This is a genomic window from Paraburkholderia sp. (genome assembly GCF_035948235.1).
Classification (GTDB): domain Bacteria; phylum Pseudomonadota; class Gammaproteobacteria; order Burkholderiales; family Burkholderiaceae; genus Paraburkholderia.
Genome location: NZ_DASZJJ010000016.1, coordinates 1 through 15283, shown reverse-complemented (window position 1 = coordinate 15283; position 15283 = coordinate 1). Strand labels below are relative to the sequence as shown.

Genomic DNA, 15283 nt, shown 5'->3' with positions numbered 1-15283 from the left:
AAAAGAAAGCCGCTCACACCGCTAGTGTGACGCCGTCCACCTCTATTCGTATAGCGGAGTGGTGACTGGGCATTGATCGCACCTCTCGCCATAAAACGAAGTGACAAAGGACTCATTCATCCCGTTGCTCGCTTCGCTCGCTACGGTTGGGTTTGCGTGGGAAACCAGCAGTACTTCTAACTTTCCTCGGTGACCGGCAAACAGCCGGTTTGTGGTTATGCCCCACGGGGGCGAAGCGCCCTGGATGTGCGGGCGTCACCACTCCGTTATTGCGCGCGTGATGCGAGCAAGACCAGTCACCACTTCGATATTCGGCAAGTGGTGGACTGCGTCACACTGGCGGTTTGAGCGGCTTTCTTTTGCCTACTTTTCTTTGCCGCTGCAAAGAAAAGTAGGTGCCGCCCCGCACAGGGGCAACGCTAATAGACCGACACGACCACAAGGAAATGCCAACACCTCAAGAATGCCCACGCGCCGACTCAACAACAGGCGCATCAGCCGCCTCAGGCGCACGCTGCTGCTGAAGCGCCCACATCTGCGCATAAAGCCCCTGCGCCTCAAGCAACCCGGCGTGAGTACCCCGCTCAACAATCCGCCCACGATCCATCACAATAATCTGCTGCGCGTGCACAACAGTAGAAAGCCGATGCGCAATAACAAGCGTCGTCCTCTCCCGAGCAATCAGATCCAGCTCATGCTGAATAGCCCGCTCGGAACGTGAATCCAGCGCCGAAGTCGCCTCATCGAACAAAAGAATCGGCGGATTCTTGAGCAACGTACGCGCAATGGCAACCCGCTGCTTCTCCCCACCCGAGAGCTTCAACCCGCGCTCCCCGACAGGCGTGTCATACCCCTTCGGCAGACTCTCGATAAACGCATGAATATGCGCCGCGCGCGCCGCCGCGATCACCTCATCGCGACTCGCCGTAGGCCGCCCATAAGCAATGTTGTAATAGATCGAATCGTTAAACAGCACCGTATCCTGCGGCACGATCCCAATAGAAGCACGCAGCGAATCCTGCGTCACATCGCGAATATCCTGCCCGTCGATGGTAATCGCCCCACCGGCGCCACGCTCAAGATCGTAAAAACGGAACATCAACCGCGCGAGCGTCGATTTACCCGATCCGCTATGCCCCACCACCGCCGTCGTGGTGCCTGCCGCGATCGTAAAACTCACGTCGTGCAGAATCTGCCGCGCCGGCTCATACGCAAAGTTCACCTGCGTAAAGCGCACCTCGCCACCGCGCACAACGATCGCAGGCGCATTGGGCACATCGGGCACTTCGCGCGCAACCGTGAGCAGCGTGAACATGCGATCCATATCGGTAAGACTCTGCTTGAGCTCGCGATAGACCACGCCCAGAAAATTCAGCGGAATATAAAGCTGCAGCATGAAGGTATTGATCAGCACGAGATCGCCAAGCGTCAGCTTGCCCGCCATCACACCTTGAGTCGCGTGCCAGAGAATAAACACCAGCCCCGTGCCGATAATCGCCTGCTGCCCAAAATTCAGCGCCGAAAGCGACCGCTGCGACTTGATCGCCGCCGCCCGATAGCGATGCAGATTCTCGTCGTAACGGCGCGTCTCCCATTCTTCGTTGCCGAAGTACTTCACCGTCTCATAGTTGAGCAGCGAATCGATCGCCCGCGAATTGGCGCGCGAATCCAGCTCGTTCATCGTGCGCCGGAAATGCGTGCGCCACTCGGTCACCTTCACCGTAAAGACGATGTACGCAGCCAGCGCCGCCAGCGTGACGAGCGCGTAATACGCCTCGTATTTCACCGTGAAAAAGCCAAGCACGAGGCCCACTTCCACGAGCGTCGGCAGGATCGAATAAAGCGAATAGGAAATCAGTTGTGTGATGCCGCGCGTGCCGCGTTCGATATCGCGCGACATGCCACCGGTTTGCCGATCGAGATGAAAACGCAGCGACAGCGCATGCAGATGGCGAAACACTTTGAGCGCGAGCTGGCGCACCGCGCTTTCCGTCACCTTCGAAAAAAGAATCTCGCGCAATTCGGTGAACAGCGACGTCGACAGCCGCACCGCCGCATACGCCACCACCAGCAAGCCGATGCCGCCCATCAGCACGATTGCCGGCGCGTGCTCCGCGCGGCCGAGCGCAGTCAGATGCCGCACCGGCGCAAGACCGTCGACGATGTGCTTCATCACGATCGGCACGCCCAGGTTGGCGACTTTCGCGCCGATCAGGCAGGTCAGCGCAAACGCAACGCGCCATTTGTACGCGGTGAGATACGGCAGCAGCGAGACGATGGTCTGCCAGTCGTTGCGCGGCCCGGTGGCGGGCAGCGCGGGTTCGTTGGAGGCGGGGAAACGGCGCATGGGCGATGAAAGTGCTTGAACGTGCCACATGCACACGAGCACGGGACACAGCGAGAGTCGGGGGACGCTAAAGACAGCTAACGACGGGTTAGGCGTGGGCTTCTACTCCAGCGCTCAGGCCGGCTGGCCGACCCGCTGCGCATGGCGCTTTCCCGTACAATTCCTGATCGCTCTATTGTCGCAGAAGGCGGCATGCGCCGCTGGGCGCGCCCGGACGGCGCGTTTTCCGCAGGCTGCACCAAGCCGTTCCTGCCCCGCTTCTGTCCTGCTTTCGCTTTTTCCCTGGATTCCCGATGACCGACTCTTATCCGCTTCCCCAGAAGTCGCCCGCGCTGCGCGTCGTGCCGCAGCCCTCGGACGCCAATGTCCACGGCGACGTGTTCGGCGGCTGGATCATGTCGCAGGTCGACATCGCCGGCTCGATTCCCGCCAGCCGCCGCGCCAATGGCCGCGTCGCGACCGTCGCGGTGAACTCGTTCCTGTTCAAGCAGCCGGTGTTCGTCGGCGATCTGCTGAGCTTTTACGCCGATATCGTCAAGACGGGCAACACCTCGGTGACCGTACAGGTCGAGGTCTACGCGCAGCGCATGCGTCTGCAGGACGAAGTCGTCAAGGTCACCGAAGCGACGCTCACCTACGTGGCGACCGGCAGCGACCGCCGTCCGCGCGCGCTGCCCGCAGCATAAAGACGCTCACGCGCGCGCCGCGGCCGTCGGCGCGCGTTGTCCTTTTAACGCCCAGCCGGCATTAATCCGCCCAGGCGAGCCCCGCGCCCTCTTCGTAGGCCGCGCTCGCCGACAGCAGCGCGGCAATCTCCGGCCCCGGCAACGGCGGCGCGAAGAAGTAGCCCTGCAACTCGTCGCACGCCCGCTCGCGCAAGAACGCGAACTGCTGCGACGTCTCCACCCCTTCCGCGATCACCTGCAGACGCAGTTCGTGCGCCAGCGCAATGATGGCCGCCGTGATGGTTTCGTCGTCGCTGCTGGTGCCAATATCCGCCACGAACGAGCGGTCGATCTTGAGCCGGTCCACCGGCAGCCGCTTCAGATAGCTCAGGCTCGAATAGCCCGTGCCGAAGTCGTCGATGGCGATGCCCACGCCCTGTTCGTGCAGCGCGTTGAGCATCGATACCGCCTCTTCCGTGTTGCGCATCAGCGTGCTTTCGGTGAGTTCGACTTCGAGCCAGCACGGCTCCAGCCCGGTCTCCTGCAACACGCTGCTCACCAGTTGCGCGATATCGCGCTGATGGAAGGTCTTCGCCGACAGATTCACCGACACGCGCACCGGCGGCAGGCCGGCATCCTGCCACGCGCGGTTCTGGCGGCAGGCCTCGCGCAGCACCCAGTCGGACAACGGCCCGATCAAGCCGCTTTCCTCGGCGACCGGAATGAATTGCGACGGTGAGACAAGACCCGCTTCCGGGTCGTGCCAGCGCACCAGCGCCTCCATGCCGACGATGCGCCCGCTCTCGATCTCCACCTGCGGCTGGTAGTGCAGCAGGAATTCGCTGTCGCGCAGCGCGCGGCGCAGACGCCGCTCCAGATTCATGCGCGCGCCCGCGGCCGCGTTCATCTCCGGCTCGTAGAACTGGAAGGTGTTGCGGCCCAGCTCCTTGGCGCGGTACATCGCCACGTCGGCTTTCTTGAGCAGGGTTTCGGCGTCGTTGCCGTCCTGCGGGAACACGCTCGCGCCCATGCTGCAACCGACATACAGCTCCGTGCCGTCGATCATCACCGGCTCCGAAATCATCTGGCGCGCGCGCTCCATCCAGCCAATCAGCGATTTTTCGTCGATGGTGTCGGTGAGTACGATCACGAACTCGTCGCCGCCGTGGCGCGCCACCGTGTCGCTCGTGCGCGTGCAGCGCGTGAGCCGCTCGGCGACCACGCCCAGCAGCCGGTCGCCGACACTATGGCCCAGGCTGTCGTTGACGTTCTTGAAGCCGTCGAGGTCGATGAACACCACGGCCACGCCGCGTTCGTGCCGCTGCGCCGCCACCAGCGCCTGCTGCAGACGGTCGCGCAGCAGATTGCGGTTGGGCAGCAGCGTGAGGCTGTCGTAGTTGGCCTGATATTCGAGCTGCTCCTGATAGCGGATCAGCTCGGTCACGTCGTTGATGATGCCGATGTGGTGCGTGATGCGCCCGTCCAGATCGGGCACCGGCGCGATCAGCAACTGGTTCCAGAACAGCGCGCCGTCCTTGCGATAGTTGCGCAGCACGGCGCTCACTTCGCGGTTGCCTATGAGCGCCTGGCGGATCGCCACCAGGCCGTCCTGATCGCGATCGTCGCGCTGCAACAGACGGCAATCGAGGCCGATCACATCGGCGGGATCGTAGCCGGTGATGCGCCGGAACGCCGGGTTCGCGTACTCGATCAGGTTGCTGCCGCCCGGCCCCGGGCCGGTGATCAGAATCGCATTCACGCAGGCGTCGAGCGCGCGGCTTTGCAGACGCAGCGCGAGATCGGCGCGCTTGCTTTCGGTGGTGTCCGAATAGGTGCCGAGCACGCCCATCACGCGGCCATCGCCGTCCAGCAGCGGCAGCTTGCTCGTGATGGTGGTGCGATGCAGGCCGTCGATCGTCAGGTCTTCTTCGTAATTCAGGCGCGGCAGCCCGGCGTCGATCACCTCGCGGTCCTGCTCGCGCATGTTGGGCGCGTATGCGCGCCACGGCAGATCGTCGTCGGTGCGGCCGACGATCTGCTCGGGATACGAGAGACCCGCATCGCGCGCGAACGTCATGTTGCAGCCCAGATAGCGCGACTGCGCGTCCTTCCAGTAGATGCGCTGCGGGATATTGTCGATCACCGTTTCGAGCATCTGGTTCGAGCGCTGCGCCTCCACTTCGGCCTTGATCTGCTCGGTGACGTCGTCGGCCAGCACGAACACGGCCGCGCGTCCCATGAAGGTGAGCGCGTGGTGCGAAATATCGACGCTCACGAGCGTGCCGTCGCGGCGCACGTGATGCCAGATGCCGGCCATCGTGCGGATGTTCGGCGTGAGCGTATCCGAGCGCGTAAGGTGCTGTTCGAGCCGCGAGACGTCCTCCTGCGGGCGGATCTCGCGAATCGTCATGTCGAGGAATTCTTCCTCGCTGTAGCCGTACTGCTGGATCGCCGCCGCGTTGACGGCGAGAAAGCGCAGCGTTTCGCGGTCGAACACGTACATCGGTACCGGATGGGCGTCGAACAGGCCCTGAAAGCGCTCGTTGCGCGTGCGCATGCCGGCGAGCGCGCGCAGTTTCTCGCGCGCGGCGTTCTCGCGTGCGCCGAAGGTGTAGATCAGGAGCGTCGCGCCCGCGAGCATCGTGACGATCAGCAGGATCGAGGCGCGGCTGCCCGCACGTGTGGATTCGGCGAGCGCTGCGGCCAGCGCGAGATCCTGCTCGCCCTGCAACGCCGAAAGTTTTGCGTCGACGCGATCGACGCGCGTATCGAGGCGAATGTATTCGTTCGCGACCCAGGCCGACGTGCCGATGGGAAGCGCGCTGTTCAACTGGGCGGCGGACGCGCTTGCTGCGTCTGTGGAGGCAGCGGCGAGCACGGGCGCGTTCGGCACGGCGCCCGATGCGGCGTTGGCAGCGGCATAAGGCTCGGCGAGCGAGCGTGGCGCGGCGCTCGACGGCGCTGCGGGATTGGCATACGGCGCGGCGAGCGTCGCGTTACTGGCGAGCGCCCCCGACGCATACGGCTGCGCAAGACTATGCGCACTCACCTGCGGCGAGCCGACGGCACTGGCGCTTGCATAGGGCTCGGCGAGGCTTCTGGCCGTCTGCGGTCCGCCCGAACTCGCCGCATAAGGCGCAGACAGGTCGTGCGGATGCGCCTTATGCGCGTGCGCCTTGTTCGCGCCCAGATGCGCTGCGACACCCATGAACTTGCCGCGATGCGACTCGTGCGTCGCCGCCTTGGGATTCGGCGCAGGCGCGGTGGGCGCAACGGCGGCGGAAGCGGCAATGGTTGGCACGGCGGGCAAGGCTGCCGCCGCAGACGCAGCGCCAGCCGCTGAAGCCGCCGCCGCGCTCGCCTGAACCCGCGCATCGGCGACGCGTTGTTCGGCGCGCGCAAGCGTCTCGTCGATCTCGCGCGCGAGCAGGATGCCTTCGGTCGCCACCGCGTCGAAGCGGCGTGTGAGCGCCGGATCGTTCGCCAGTTCGGCGTGCAGCGCCTGGGCCGTATCGTCGAGTTCGGTGGCGCGGGCCTCGCGCGCATCGGTGGACTCGGTCTCCCCGTCGGCGCCGAAGCGCCCTAACGCGGCCAGTCCGCCGCCCAGCAGGTCACGAAAATGGTCCAGATCATGGCGTACGCGGGCGGCCTGCGAGGCGCGCTGGTCGATTTCGCGTTGCCCGCCAATCTGCGTCCATGCCACGAAAGCGTTTGCGCCGACGGCAGCCACCACCACCACGAGGTTGATGAGGTGCCGCTTCGAAAAATGAAGGTTCATGAATGCCGGAACGTCGTTCGTCGCCGTGCGGCGGGCATGGGATGACTGCTAACGACCTGTGCGCAACAGGCAGGCGCGCGGAGCGCCCTTCCGGATAACGGCAGTTCAGGGCAAGGCTTGAGGGTTGCCTTGCGTAAATTCGCGTGCGCGCAGCGTTTTTAGGGTGAACGCTCTAATTCCAGCGGGGCAACGCATCGATAAAACCGGACGAATTTCAGCACGGCACGGCCAGACCGAATTCATGCATCGCCGGCACGAAATCGTGATTGGCTTCCGGCTTGCGCGCGAGTTTGGCCAGCACATAGCGCTGGAACGGCGCGAGCTGCGCCCAGTCCTCGACACCAGGCGCGACCAGATTCGCGAGCGCCGCCTGATTGGCGATGCCGCCCGGCACGGCGTTGACGTCGCGCCACGCGGGCGCTTCTTCGGGCGAAAACCACTCCGGTTCGACATTGGCATGCGTGCGCAACATCTCGAATAGCGCGTGATCGAAGTTCGGCTCGATTTCGGCGTCGTCGTCGACGGGGAAACGCGCCAGCAGGCGGCGGTCCTCATACGGCAGCAACTGCCACTGCGCCAGCGAGATGCGCAGCCCGAAACGGTCCAGGTTGAAGCGCACGCACATGGGGATGAAGGTGAGGTCCTCGGACGAGACAACCTCGAACTGGAACAGGAGCGGAGCTTCGGTCAATGCCATGGCGATAATCCTCGGGAAGCGGGCGGTGCGGGTGCGGTCGAGCGAAAGATGCCCGCTTGAGGTATTTTAGAACCTTCCGCGCCGGGGGCCGGCCAGCATGCGAGTGTTACTCCAGGCCGCCCGAAGCCGCCTCGCCGCGCCGAACAAGGATCACTGGAGTCCCCGCTTGAATTCCCCGCGTTCCCCCGCCTTCCCTGCCGCGTTCACGCCTTTGCAAGACGCCCAGGATCACGATGAACAGGCTGGCGCCGTCGCGTTGCGCGTGCATCGCCATCGCGGCGAAAGCGTCGAGACGCGCGACGACCACGTCGGTCAGGAATGGCCCGTCGCGCTGGTCTTCAACGGCATCTCGCATGCGGTGATGATGTGCACGCCGCGCGATCTGGAGGCCTTCGCGGTGGGTTTTGCGATCTCGGAAGGCATCGTCGGGCGCAACGCCGACATCCAGGACATCGAAGTGTTCTGGCACGCTGAAGCCGAAATCCCGCACGCCGAAGTCCACCTCACGGTCGTGCAGCAGGCCTTCGTCGAGCTGAAGGAAAAGCGCCGTGCGCTGGCCGGACGTAGCGGCTGCGGCGTGTGCGGCATCGAAAGCATCGATTTGCTCGATCTCGAACCGGAAACCGTGCCCGAAACCGGCTTTCTGGCGCGTCTCGCGCCCGACGCGATTGCCCGCGCGGCGCGCGATCTGCCGCAGCATCAGGCGCTCACGAAACTCACGGGCGGCCTGCACGCCGCCGCGTGGTGCGACGCCGATGGCCAGATCCTGCGCGCCTTCGAGGACGTGGGCCGTCACAACGCGCTCGACAAGCTGATCGGCCAGTTGGTGCTCGACCGTGCCGACACGCAGCAAGGCTTCGTCTTCCTCTCCAGCCGCGCAAGCTACGAACTGGTACGCAAGGCCGCGCGCGTGGGCATGCCGATGGTCGCGACGATCTCGGCGCCCTCGTCGCTCGCGGTCACCATTGCGAAGCGCGCCGGACTGCGGCTCGTGAGCTTTTGCCGCGAGTCCGGTTTCGTCGATTACGACACGGCGGCCAGCGCCGCCTGAGCCGGGCCGCCGGACCGCCGGATCGCCGGACCGCCGGACCGCTTAATCGAACTGCCGGAAATCCGGCTTGCGCTTTTGCAGGAAGGCCGTGAACGCCTCGCGCGCCTCGGGCGCCAGCAGCATCTTGCCGAAGTGCACTGACTCCTCGCTCATCTGCGTCTTGATCTCGTGTTCGCTCGCGCGCTTCATGAGCGACTTGGTCGCGCGCAGCGACGACGCGGGCAGCGCCACCAGCTTCGCCAGTTGCGCGGCCACGAACGCCTCCAGCTCAGCCGCTGCCACGACGCGGTTCACGAAGCCCATGCGATGCGCCTCGGCGGCGTCGAAGGTTTCGCCAAGCAGCAGCTTTTCCGCCGCGCCCTGGTAGCCCGCGATACGCGGCAGCAGCAGCGACGAAGCCGCTTCGGGGCACAGGCCCAGTTGCGCGAACGGCATCGCGAAGCGCGCCGTGTCGGCGGCATAGACCAGGTCGCAATGCAGCAGCAGCGTCGTGCCCACGCCGACAGCCGCGCCCGCCACCTGCGCGACCAGCGGCTTTTCGAAGGTCGCGATGGTATGCAGGAACTTCATCACGGGCGAATCGCCGCCGGTGGGCGGGTTCTTCAGGAAGTCCTCGATATCGTTGCCGGCCGTGAATATATCGGCGTGACCGCGCAGCAGCACGGCGCGCACGGCGCCGTCCTCGTGCGCCGAAGCGAGCGCATCGGCCATCGCCTGATACATCGCGGGCGTGAGCGCGTTTTTGCGCTCGGGGCGGTTGATGGTGATCGTCAGCACGCCGTTTTCGCGTGCGATCAGGATTTCGTTGCTCATGAGGTGTCTCGATAAAAAAACGGTTCGCAGACCGTGAAGCCTGCGAACCGTATGTCTTATGCGCTAGCGCGTGATCCGCTTACAGGCGCTCGATAATGCCAGCAGCACCCATGCCGGTGCCGACGCACATCGTCACCATGCCGTACTTGTAGTTGCGGCGGCGCAGGCCGTGCACGACCGTCGAAGCGCGAATCGCGCCCGTTGCGCCAAGCGGGTGACCCAGCGCAATCGCGCCGCCCAGCGGGTTGATCTTCGACGGATCGAGGCCCAGATCCTGGATCACCGCCAGCGACTGCGCGGCAAACGCTTCGTTCAGCTCGATCCAGTCCAGGTCGTCCTGCTTCAGACCCGCAGCCTTCAGCGCAGCCGGAATCGCTTCCTTCGGGCCGATGCCCATGATTTCCGGCGGCACGCCGCGCACCGCGAAGCTCACGAAACGCGCGAGCGGCGTGAGGTTGAACTGCTTGAGGATCTTTTCAGAAACGACGATCAGCGCGCCCGCGCCATCCGAGGTCTGCGAGCTATTGCCCGCCGTCACCGAACCCTTGTTCGCGAACACCGCGCGCAGCTTCGCGAGGCCTTCGAGCGTGGTATCCGCACGCGGGCCTTCATCCAGCGAGATCAGGCGTTCCTTCACCTTCACTTCGCCGGTGGCGAGATCGGGGAAACGCTCGATGATCGTGTACGGAGCGATTTCGTCGTTGAATTCGCCCGCCTGTTGCGCAGCCAACGCGCGGCGATGCGACTCCACCGAAAACGCGTCCTGCGCTTCACGGCTCACCTTCCAGCGCTCCGCCACTTTCTCGGCGGTCAGGCCCATGCCGTAAGCAATGCCAACGTCTTCGTTACGGTCGAAGATGTGCGGCGAAAGCGACGGCTTGTTGCCCATCATCGGCACCATGCTCATCGATTCGCAGCCGCCTGCGATCATCGCGTCGGATTCGCCCACGCGGATGCGGTCGGCGGCCATGGCCAGCGCCGTCAGACCCGAGGCGCAGAAGCGGTTGACGGTCACGCCGCCCACGCTCTGCGGCAGCCCCGCGAGCAGCGCGCCGATACGCGCCACGTTCAGGCCCTGCTCCGCTTCCGGAATCGCGCAGCCGACGATAGCGTCTTCGATCACGCTGGTGTCGAGGCCCGGCACCTGTGCGACGGCCGACTTGATCGCGTGAACCAGCAGTTCGTCCGGGCGGGTGTTCTTGAACACGCCGCGCGGCGCCTTGCCGATGGGCGTGCGGCTCGCGGCGACGATGTATGCGTCCTGCAACTGTTTGCTCATCTGTAACTCCAGTATCTGGTGTGCGTCGTGCCGCTTAGTTGCGCACCGGCTTGCCGGTTTGCAGCATGCCCATGATGCGTTCCTGCGTCTTTTGCGTGCCGAGCAGATCGACAAAGGCGCGGCGCTCCAGCGTGAGCAGCCATTCCTCGTCGACGAGGCTGCCCGCTTCGACGTCGCCGCCGCACACCGCTTCCGCGATACGGCCCGCGATCAGGTAATCGTGATCGCTGATGAAGCGGCCATCGCGCATATTGACGAGCGACGCCTTGATGGTCGAAATCGCCGAGCGGCCCGCCACCGGAATCTGCTTCGCGCGCAGCGGCGCACGGTAGCCCGATGCGCTCAAAGCCCGCGCTTCCTTCTTCGCGGTGTCGAGCAGTTCGAACACGTTGAAAACGATCGTGTCCGAGGGCTTCAGATAGCCCATCGTGCGCGCTTCGAGCGCCGAACCCGAAACCTTCGCCATCGCCGCGTTTTCGAACGACTTCTGCAGGAAGCGCAGCAGGTCGCTGGGCACCGCGCCAATCTGCGCCGCCGCTTCTGCTGCGCGCAGTGCGGCTTCCTTCAGGCCACCGCCTGCCGGAACCAGACCCACGCCCACTTCCACCAGACCCACATAGCTTTCGATGTGTGCCACACGCTTGGCGCTGTGCAGCATGATTTCGCAGCCGCCGCCGAGCGCAATGCCCGACACCGCCGCCACGACCGGCACGTTGGCGTACTTCACGCGCATCATCGTGTCCTGGAACTTCTTCACGAACGGCTCGATGCCCTTCGCGCCGCCCATCATGAAGGCGGGCATGGCTTCTTCGAGGTTCGCGCCCGCCGAGAACGGGCCGCCCGGCGCGCCGAGCTTGAGCGACGTCGGCTGCCAGACCACCAGGCCGTTGTAGCCGTCTTCGGCGATCTCGATGGCCTTCACGAGCGAGTCCAGCACGCCCGGGCCCATCGTGTTCATCTTGCTCTTGTACGAGACGATGACGACGTCGTCCTCGCCCGCGCGGTCATCGACCCATGCGCGCAGATGCTCGTTCTCGAACAGCGTCTTGCCCCAGGTTTTCGGGTCGCGTGCATTCGATTCGCCGAACAGCGCCGCGCGGAACACCTGACGCTCGTAGACCGGCAGATTCGAACGCGGCTCGAAGCGCGCCGCCGCGGGCGACCACGAGCCTTCGCCACCGTGCACGCCGCCATTCGCGGCGACCGGGCCTTCGAACACCCAGGCGGGCAGCGGCGCGCTGGAGAGCGTCTTGCCCGCGTCGATGTCTTCCTTCACCCATTCGGCGACCTGCTTCCAGCCTGCGGCCTGCCAGCCTTCGAACGGACCTTCGTTCCAGCCGAAGCCCCAGCGGATTGCGAGATCGACGTCGCGCGCGTTATCGGCGATCGATTCCAGATGCACGCCGATGTAATGGAACACGTCGCGGAAGATCGACCACAGGAACTGCGCCTGCGGGTGCTCCGACTCGCGCAGCAGCTTCAGACGTTCTGCGGGCGGACGCTTGAGGATGCGGCCCACCAGTTCGTCGGCCTTCGCGCCGCCATCCACGTACTCGCCGGTATTGCCGTCGAGCACCTTGATCGCCTTGCCTTCCTTGCGATAGAAACCGCCGCCCGTCTTCTGGCCGAGCGCGCCCTTCGCGACCAGACCCGCCAGCACAGCCGGCGTCTCGTAGACCGGGAAGAACGGATCGTCCTTGAGGTTGTCCTGCATCGTCTTGATGACGTGCGCCATCGTGTCCAGACCGACCACATCAGCCGTGCGGAACGTCGCCGACTTCGCGCGGCCCAGACGGCTGCCCGTCAGGTCGTCGACTTCGTCGAAACGCAGACCGAACTTTTTCGCTTCCGTGATGACCGCGAGAATCGAGAAGATGCCCACGCGGTTGGCGATGAAGTTCGGCGTATCCTTCGCGCGCACCACGCCCTTGCCGACCACGCTCGTGAGGAACGATTCGAGCTGGTCGAGGATTTCGGGCTGCGTGTGCGTGGTCGGGATCAGCTCGACCAGGTGCATGTAGCGCGGCGGATTGAAGAAGTGCACGCCGCAAAAGCGCGCCTTGAGGTTGTCGTCGAAACCTTGCGACAGTTCCGTGATCGACAGACCCGAGGTATTGGTGGCGAAAATCGCCTTCGGGCCGATATGCGGCGCGACCTTCTTGTAGAGGTCGTGCTTCCAGTCCATGCGCTCGGCGATCGCCTCGATCACCACATCGCATTCCGCCAGCTTCGCGATATCGTCTTCGTAGTTCGCGGGCGTGATGTACTGCGCGTCGTCCTTCACGCCGAACGGCGCGGGCGACAGTTTCTTCAGCGTCTCGATCGCCTTGAGCGCGATAGCGTTCTTCGGGCCTTCCTTCGCGGGCAGATCGAACAGCAGCACGGGCACGCGGGCGTTGATCAGGTGCGCGGCGATCTGCGCGCCCATCACGCCGGCGCCGAGCACGGCGACCTTGCGAATATTAAGATTGCTCACGTTGTTCCTCCAGCGGATATGCAATGTCGAGCGAAAACGGAATAAATACGGGATGTTTTCGCGGCGCGAACCGGAGGGTTATTTTTCTGACCGGTGCGCCGCTTGAGAGATTCGGTGATGCGGTGTTCAGTGGTGCGCTCGCTTAAAGGCGCAGCGCACCACCTGAGCGCTTAGAACAGCGCTTCGTCGACTTCCATCAGCGTCTTCGAACCCGCGCGCGCCTGGCGGATCGAGGTTGCCGTTTCGGGCAGCAGCTTGGCGAAGTAGAAGCGCGCCGTGGCCAGCTTCGACTTGTAGAACGGATCGCCCGAGCTTTCCTTGTCCAGCGCGATGCGCGCCATGCGCGCCCAGAAGTAGGCGAACACGAGGTGGCCCGCCGTGCGCAGGTACGGCACCGCGGCCGCGCCCACTTCGTCCGGGTTCTGCATCGCCTTCATGCCGATTTCCATCGTGAGCTTCTGCATCTTGTCGCCAATGTCGGCGAGCGGATTCACGAACTCCTGCATCTCGGTCTTGATGCCTTCGGCTTCGACGAAATCCGTCACCAGCTTGCCGAACTTCTTGAGCTTCGCGCCCATGTCGCCCAGCACCTTGCGGCCCAGCAGGTCGAGCGACTGGATCGTGTTGGTGCCTTCGTAGATCTGGTTGATACGCGCGTCACGCACGTATTGCTCCATGCCCCACTCGGAGATAAAGCCGTGGCCGCCAAACACCTGCATGCCGAGGTTGGTGCTGTCGAAGGCGTTATCGGTGAGGAAGGCCTTGATGATCGGCGTGAGCAGCGCGACCAGATCGGCGGCTTCCTTGCGCTCGGCTTCATCGGCGTGGGACAGCTCCTTGTCGATCTGCAGCGCCGACCAGTACGTGAAGGCGCGCGCGCCTTCGGCCCAGGCCTTCTGCGTGAGCAGCATGCGGCGCACGTCCGGATGCACGATGATCGGATCGGCGGCCTTTTCGGGCGCCTTCGGGCCGGTCAGCGCGCGCATTTGCAGACGCTCCTTCGCGTAGACGAGCGAGTTCTGATAAGCGACTTCGGTCAGACCCAGACCCTGCATGCCCACGCCCAGGCGCGCTGCGTTCATCATCACGAACATGGCGTTCAAGCCCTTGTTCGGCTCGCCGACGAGCCAGCCCGTCGCGCCGTCCAGGTTCATGACGCAGGTCGAGTTGCCGTGGATGCCCATCTTGTGCTCGATCGAGCCGCACTTGATGCCGTTGCGCTCGCCCACTGCACCCGATGCGGTCGGGATGAACTTCGGCACGATAAAGAGCGAAATGCCCTTGGTGCCTTGAGGCGCGTCCGGCAGGCGCGCGAGCACGAGGTGGATGATGTTCTCCGCCATGTCGTGCTCACCGCTGGAGATGAAGATCTTCGTGCCGGAGATCGCGTAGGAACCGTCGCTGTTCGGTTCGGCCTTGGTGCGCAGGATGCCGAGATCGGTGCCGCAGTGCGGTTCGGTCAGGCACATCGTGCCGGTCCACACGCCTTCGACGAGCTTCGGCAGATAGGTCTTCTGCAGCTCGGGCGTGCCGTGCGCGTGCAGACATTCGTAGGCGCCGTGCGAGAGACCCGGATACATGGTCCACGCCTGGTTCGCCGAATTCAGCATTTCGTAGAGCGCGTTGTTCACGAACGCGGGCAGGCCCTGGCCGCCGTATTCGGGATCGCAGCCCAGTGCGGGCCAGCCGGCTTCGACGTACTGTTTGTACGCTTGCTTGAAGCCCGTCGGCGTGGTGACGACGCCGTCGCCGGCATACGTGCAGCCTTCGCGGTCGCCGACCTGGTTCAGCGGAAACAGCACTTCCGAGCAGAACTTGCCTGCCTCTTCCAGCACCTGATTGATGGTGTCGGCGTCGAGGTCAGCGTGCTTCGGCATCTGCTTGACTTCGCCTTCCACGTTCAGCAGTTCGTGCAGCACGAATTGCATGTCGCGCAGCGGCGCGGTGTACTGTCCCATGTTTTTCTCCCTAGATAGAGCTTTAGAGTTTCGGGCTTTCGCGTACCGCCGCGACGCTGTGCGCGGCGCTCGCTACTCGCTCACGCTCTGGTACGAAACAATCAGTTTTTCGAACGCGGCCCACGTATGCTCCACCGCGTCCGGCAGGTGCAGGAAGCGGCCGTCATGATGCAGGCCGAGTGTCACGCTATACAGTTCGAACAGCATCAGCGCGGGATC

9 protein-coding genes and 1 pseudogene are annotated in these 15283 nt (G+C 64.3%); 2 read left to right on the top strand and 8 right to left on the bottom strand.

The window, feature by feature from the left end:
• Nucleotides 1–457: 457 nt before the first annotated feature.
• A complete protein-coding gene (locus tag VG320_RS01080) occupies nucleotides 458–2347 on the bottom strand; it encodes an ABC transporter ATP-binding protein/permease (RefSeq protein WP_327198337.1) in 1890 nt (629 codons plus the stop codon).
• Nucleotides 2348–2640: 293 nt separating this feature from the next.
• On the opposite strand from VG320_RS01080, the gene VG320_RS01075 reads away from it, so the two are divergent.
• On the top strand, nucleotides 2641–3033 hold the full coding sequence (locus tag VG320_RS01075; protein WP_327198336.1) for an acyl-CoA thioesterase: 393 nt from the start codon (nucleotides 2641–2643) through the stop codon (nucleotides 3031–3033).
• Between the two features lie 61 nt (nucleotides 3034–3094).
• Here VG320_RS01075 and VG320_RS01070 read toward each other — a convergent pair whose 3' ends face one another.
• Complete coding sequence (locus tag VG320_RS01070; RefSeq protein ID WP_327198335.1) at nucleotides 3095–6790, bottom strand: sensor domain-containing protein; 3696 nt, start codon at nucleotides 6788–6790, stop codon at nucleotides 3095–3097.
• Nucleotides 6791–7004: 214 nt separating this feature from the next.
• Nucleotides 7005–7487 carry a nitrate reductase associated protein gene (locus VG320_RS01065; protein WP_327198334.1) on the bottom strand — a complete coding sequence of 161 codons (483 nt, stop codon included), beginning with the start codon at nucleotides 7485–7487 and terminating at the stop codon, nucleotides 7005–7007.
• Nucleotides 7488–7698: 211 nt separating this feature from the next.
• On the opposite strand from VG320_RS01065, the gene fdhD reads away from it, so the two are divergent.
• Complete coding sequence (fdhD, locus tag VG320_RS01060) at nucleotides 7699–8538, top strand: formate dehydrogenase accessory sulfurtransferase FdhD (protein ID WP_327198338.1); 840 nt, start codon at nucleotides 7699–7701, stop codon at nucleotides 8536–8538.
• A 42-nt stretch (nucleotides 8539–8580) separates the two neighbouring features.
• On the opposite strand, the gene VG320_RS01055 is transcribed toward fdhD, so the two are convergent.
• The 5 genes and pseudogenes from VG320_RS01055 to VG320_RS01035 all read right to left on the bottom strand — a co-directional run.
• Nucleotides 8581–9351 carry an enoyl-CoA hydratase gene (locus VG320_RS01055; protein WP_327198333.1) on the bottom strand — a complete coding sequence of 257 codons (771 nt, stop codon included), beginning with the start codon at nucleotides 9349–9351 and terminating at the stop codon, nucleotides 8581–8583.
• Nucleotides 9352–9430: 79 nt separating this feature from the next.
• Nucleotides 9431–10630 (bottom strand): acetyl-CoA C-acyltransferase, encoded by a 1200-nt coding sequence (locus tag VG320_RS01050; RefSeq protein ID WP_327198332.1) that lies wholly within the window; start codon nucleotides 10628–10630, stop codon nucleotides 9431–9433.
• A 34-nt stretch (nucleotides 10631–10664) separates the two neighbouring features.
• Nucleotides 10665–13106 (bottom strand): 3-hydroxyacyl-CoA dehydrogenase/enoyl-CoA hydratase family protein, encoded by a 2442-nt coding sequence (locus tag VG320_RS01045; protein WP_327198331.1) that lies wholly within the window; start codon nucleotides 13104–13106, stop codon nucleotides 10665–10667.
• 170 nt (nucleotides 13107–13276) lie between these two features.
• Nucleotides 13277–15064, bottom strand: a complete 1788-nt coding sequence (locus VG320_RS01040) for an acyl-CoA dehydrogenase C-terminal domain-containing protein (RefSeq protein ID WP_327198330.1) — start codon at nucleotides 15062–15064, stop codon at nucleotides 13277–13279.
• A gap of 72 nt (nucleotides 15065–15136) precedes the next feature.
• Nucleotides 15137–15283 (bottom strand): annotated as a pseudogene (locus tag VG320_RS01035) (TetR/AcrR family transcriptional regulator); the annotation flags it as partial.

Bases quoted from the DNA above. Each gene is read 5' to 3' on its own strand.
- VG320_RS01080 (WP_327198337.1), bottom strand. From the start codon at position 2,347: ATGCGCCGTTTCCCCGCCTCCAACGAACCCGCGCTGCCCGCCACCGGG.
- VG320_RS01075 (WP_327198336.1), top strand. From the start codon at position 2,641: ATGACCGACTCTTATCCGCTTCCCCAGAAGTCGCCCGCGCTGCGCGTC.
- VG320_RS01070 (WP_327198335.1), bottom strand. From the start codon at position 6,790: ATGAACCTTCATTTTTCGAAGCGGCACCTCATCAACCTCGTGGTGGTG.
- VG320_RS01065 (WP_327198334.1), bottom strand. From the start codon at position 7,487: ATGGCATTGACCGAAGCTCCGCTCCTGTTCCAGTTCGAGGTTGTCTCG.
- VG320_RS01055 (WP_327198333.1), bottom strand. From the start codon at position 9,351: ATGAGCAACGAAATCCTGATCGCACGCGAAAACGGCGTGCTGACGATC.
- VG320_RS01050 (WP_327198332.1), bottom strand. From the start codon at position 10,630: ATGAGCAAACAGTTGCAGGACGCATACATCGTCGCCGCGAGCCGCACG.
- VG320_RS01040 (WP_327198330.1), bottom strand. From the start codon at position 15,064: ATGGGACAGTACACCGCGCCGCTGCGCGACATGCAATTCGTGCTGCAC.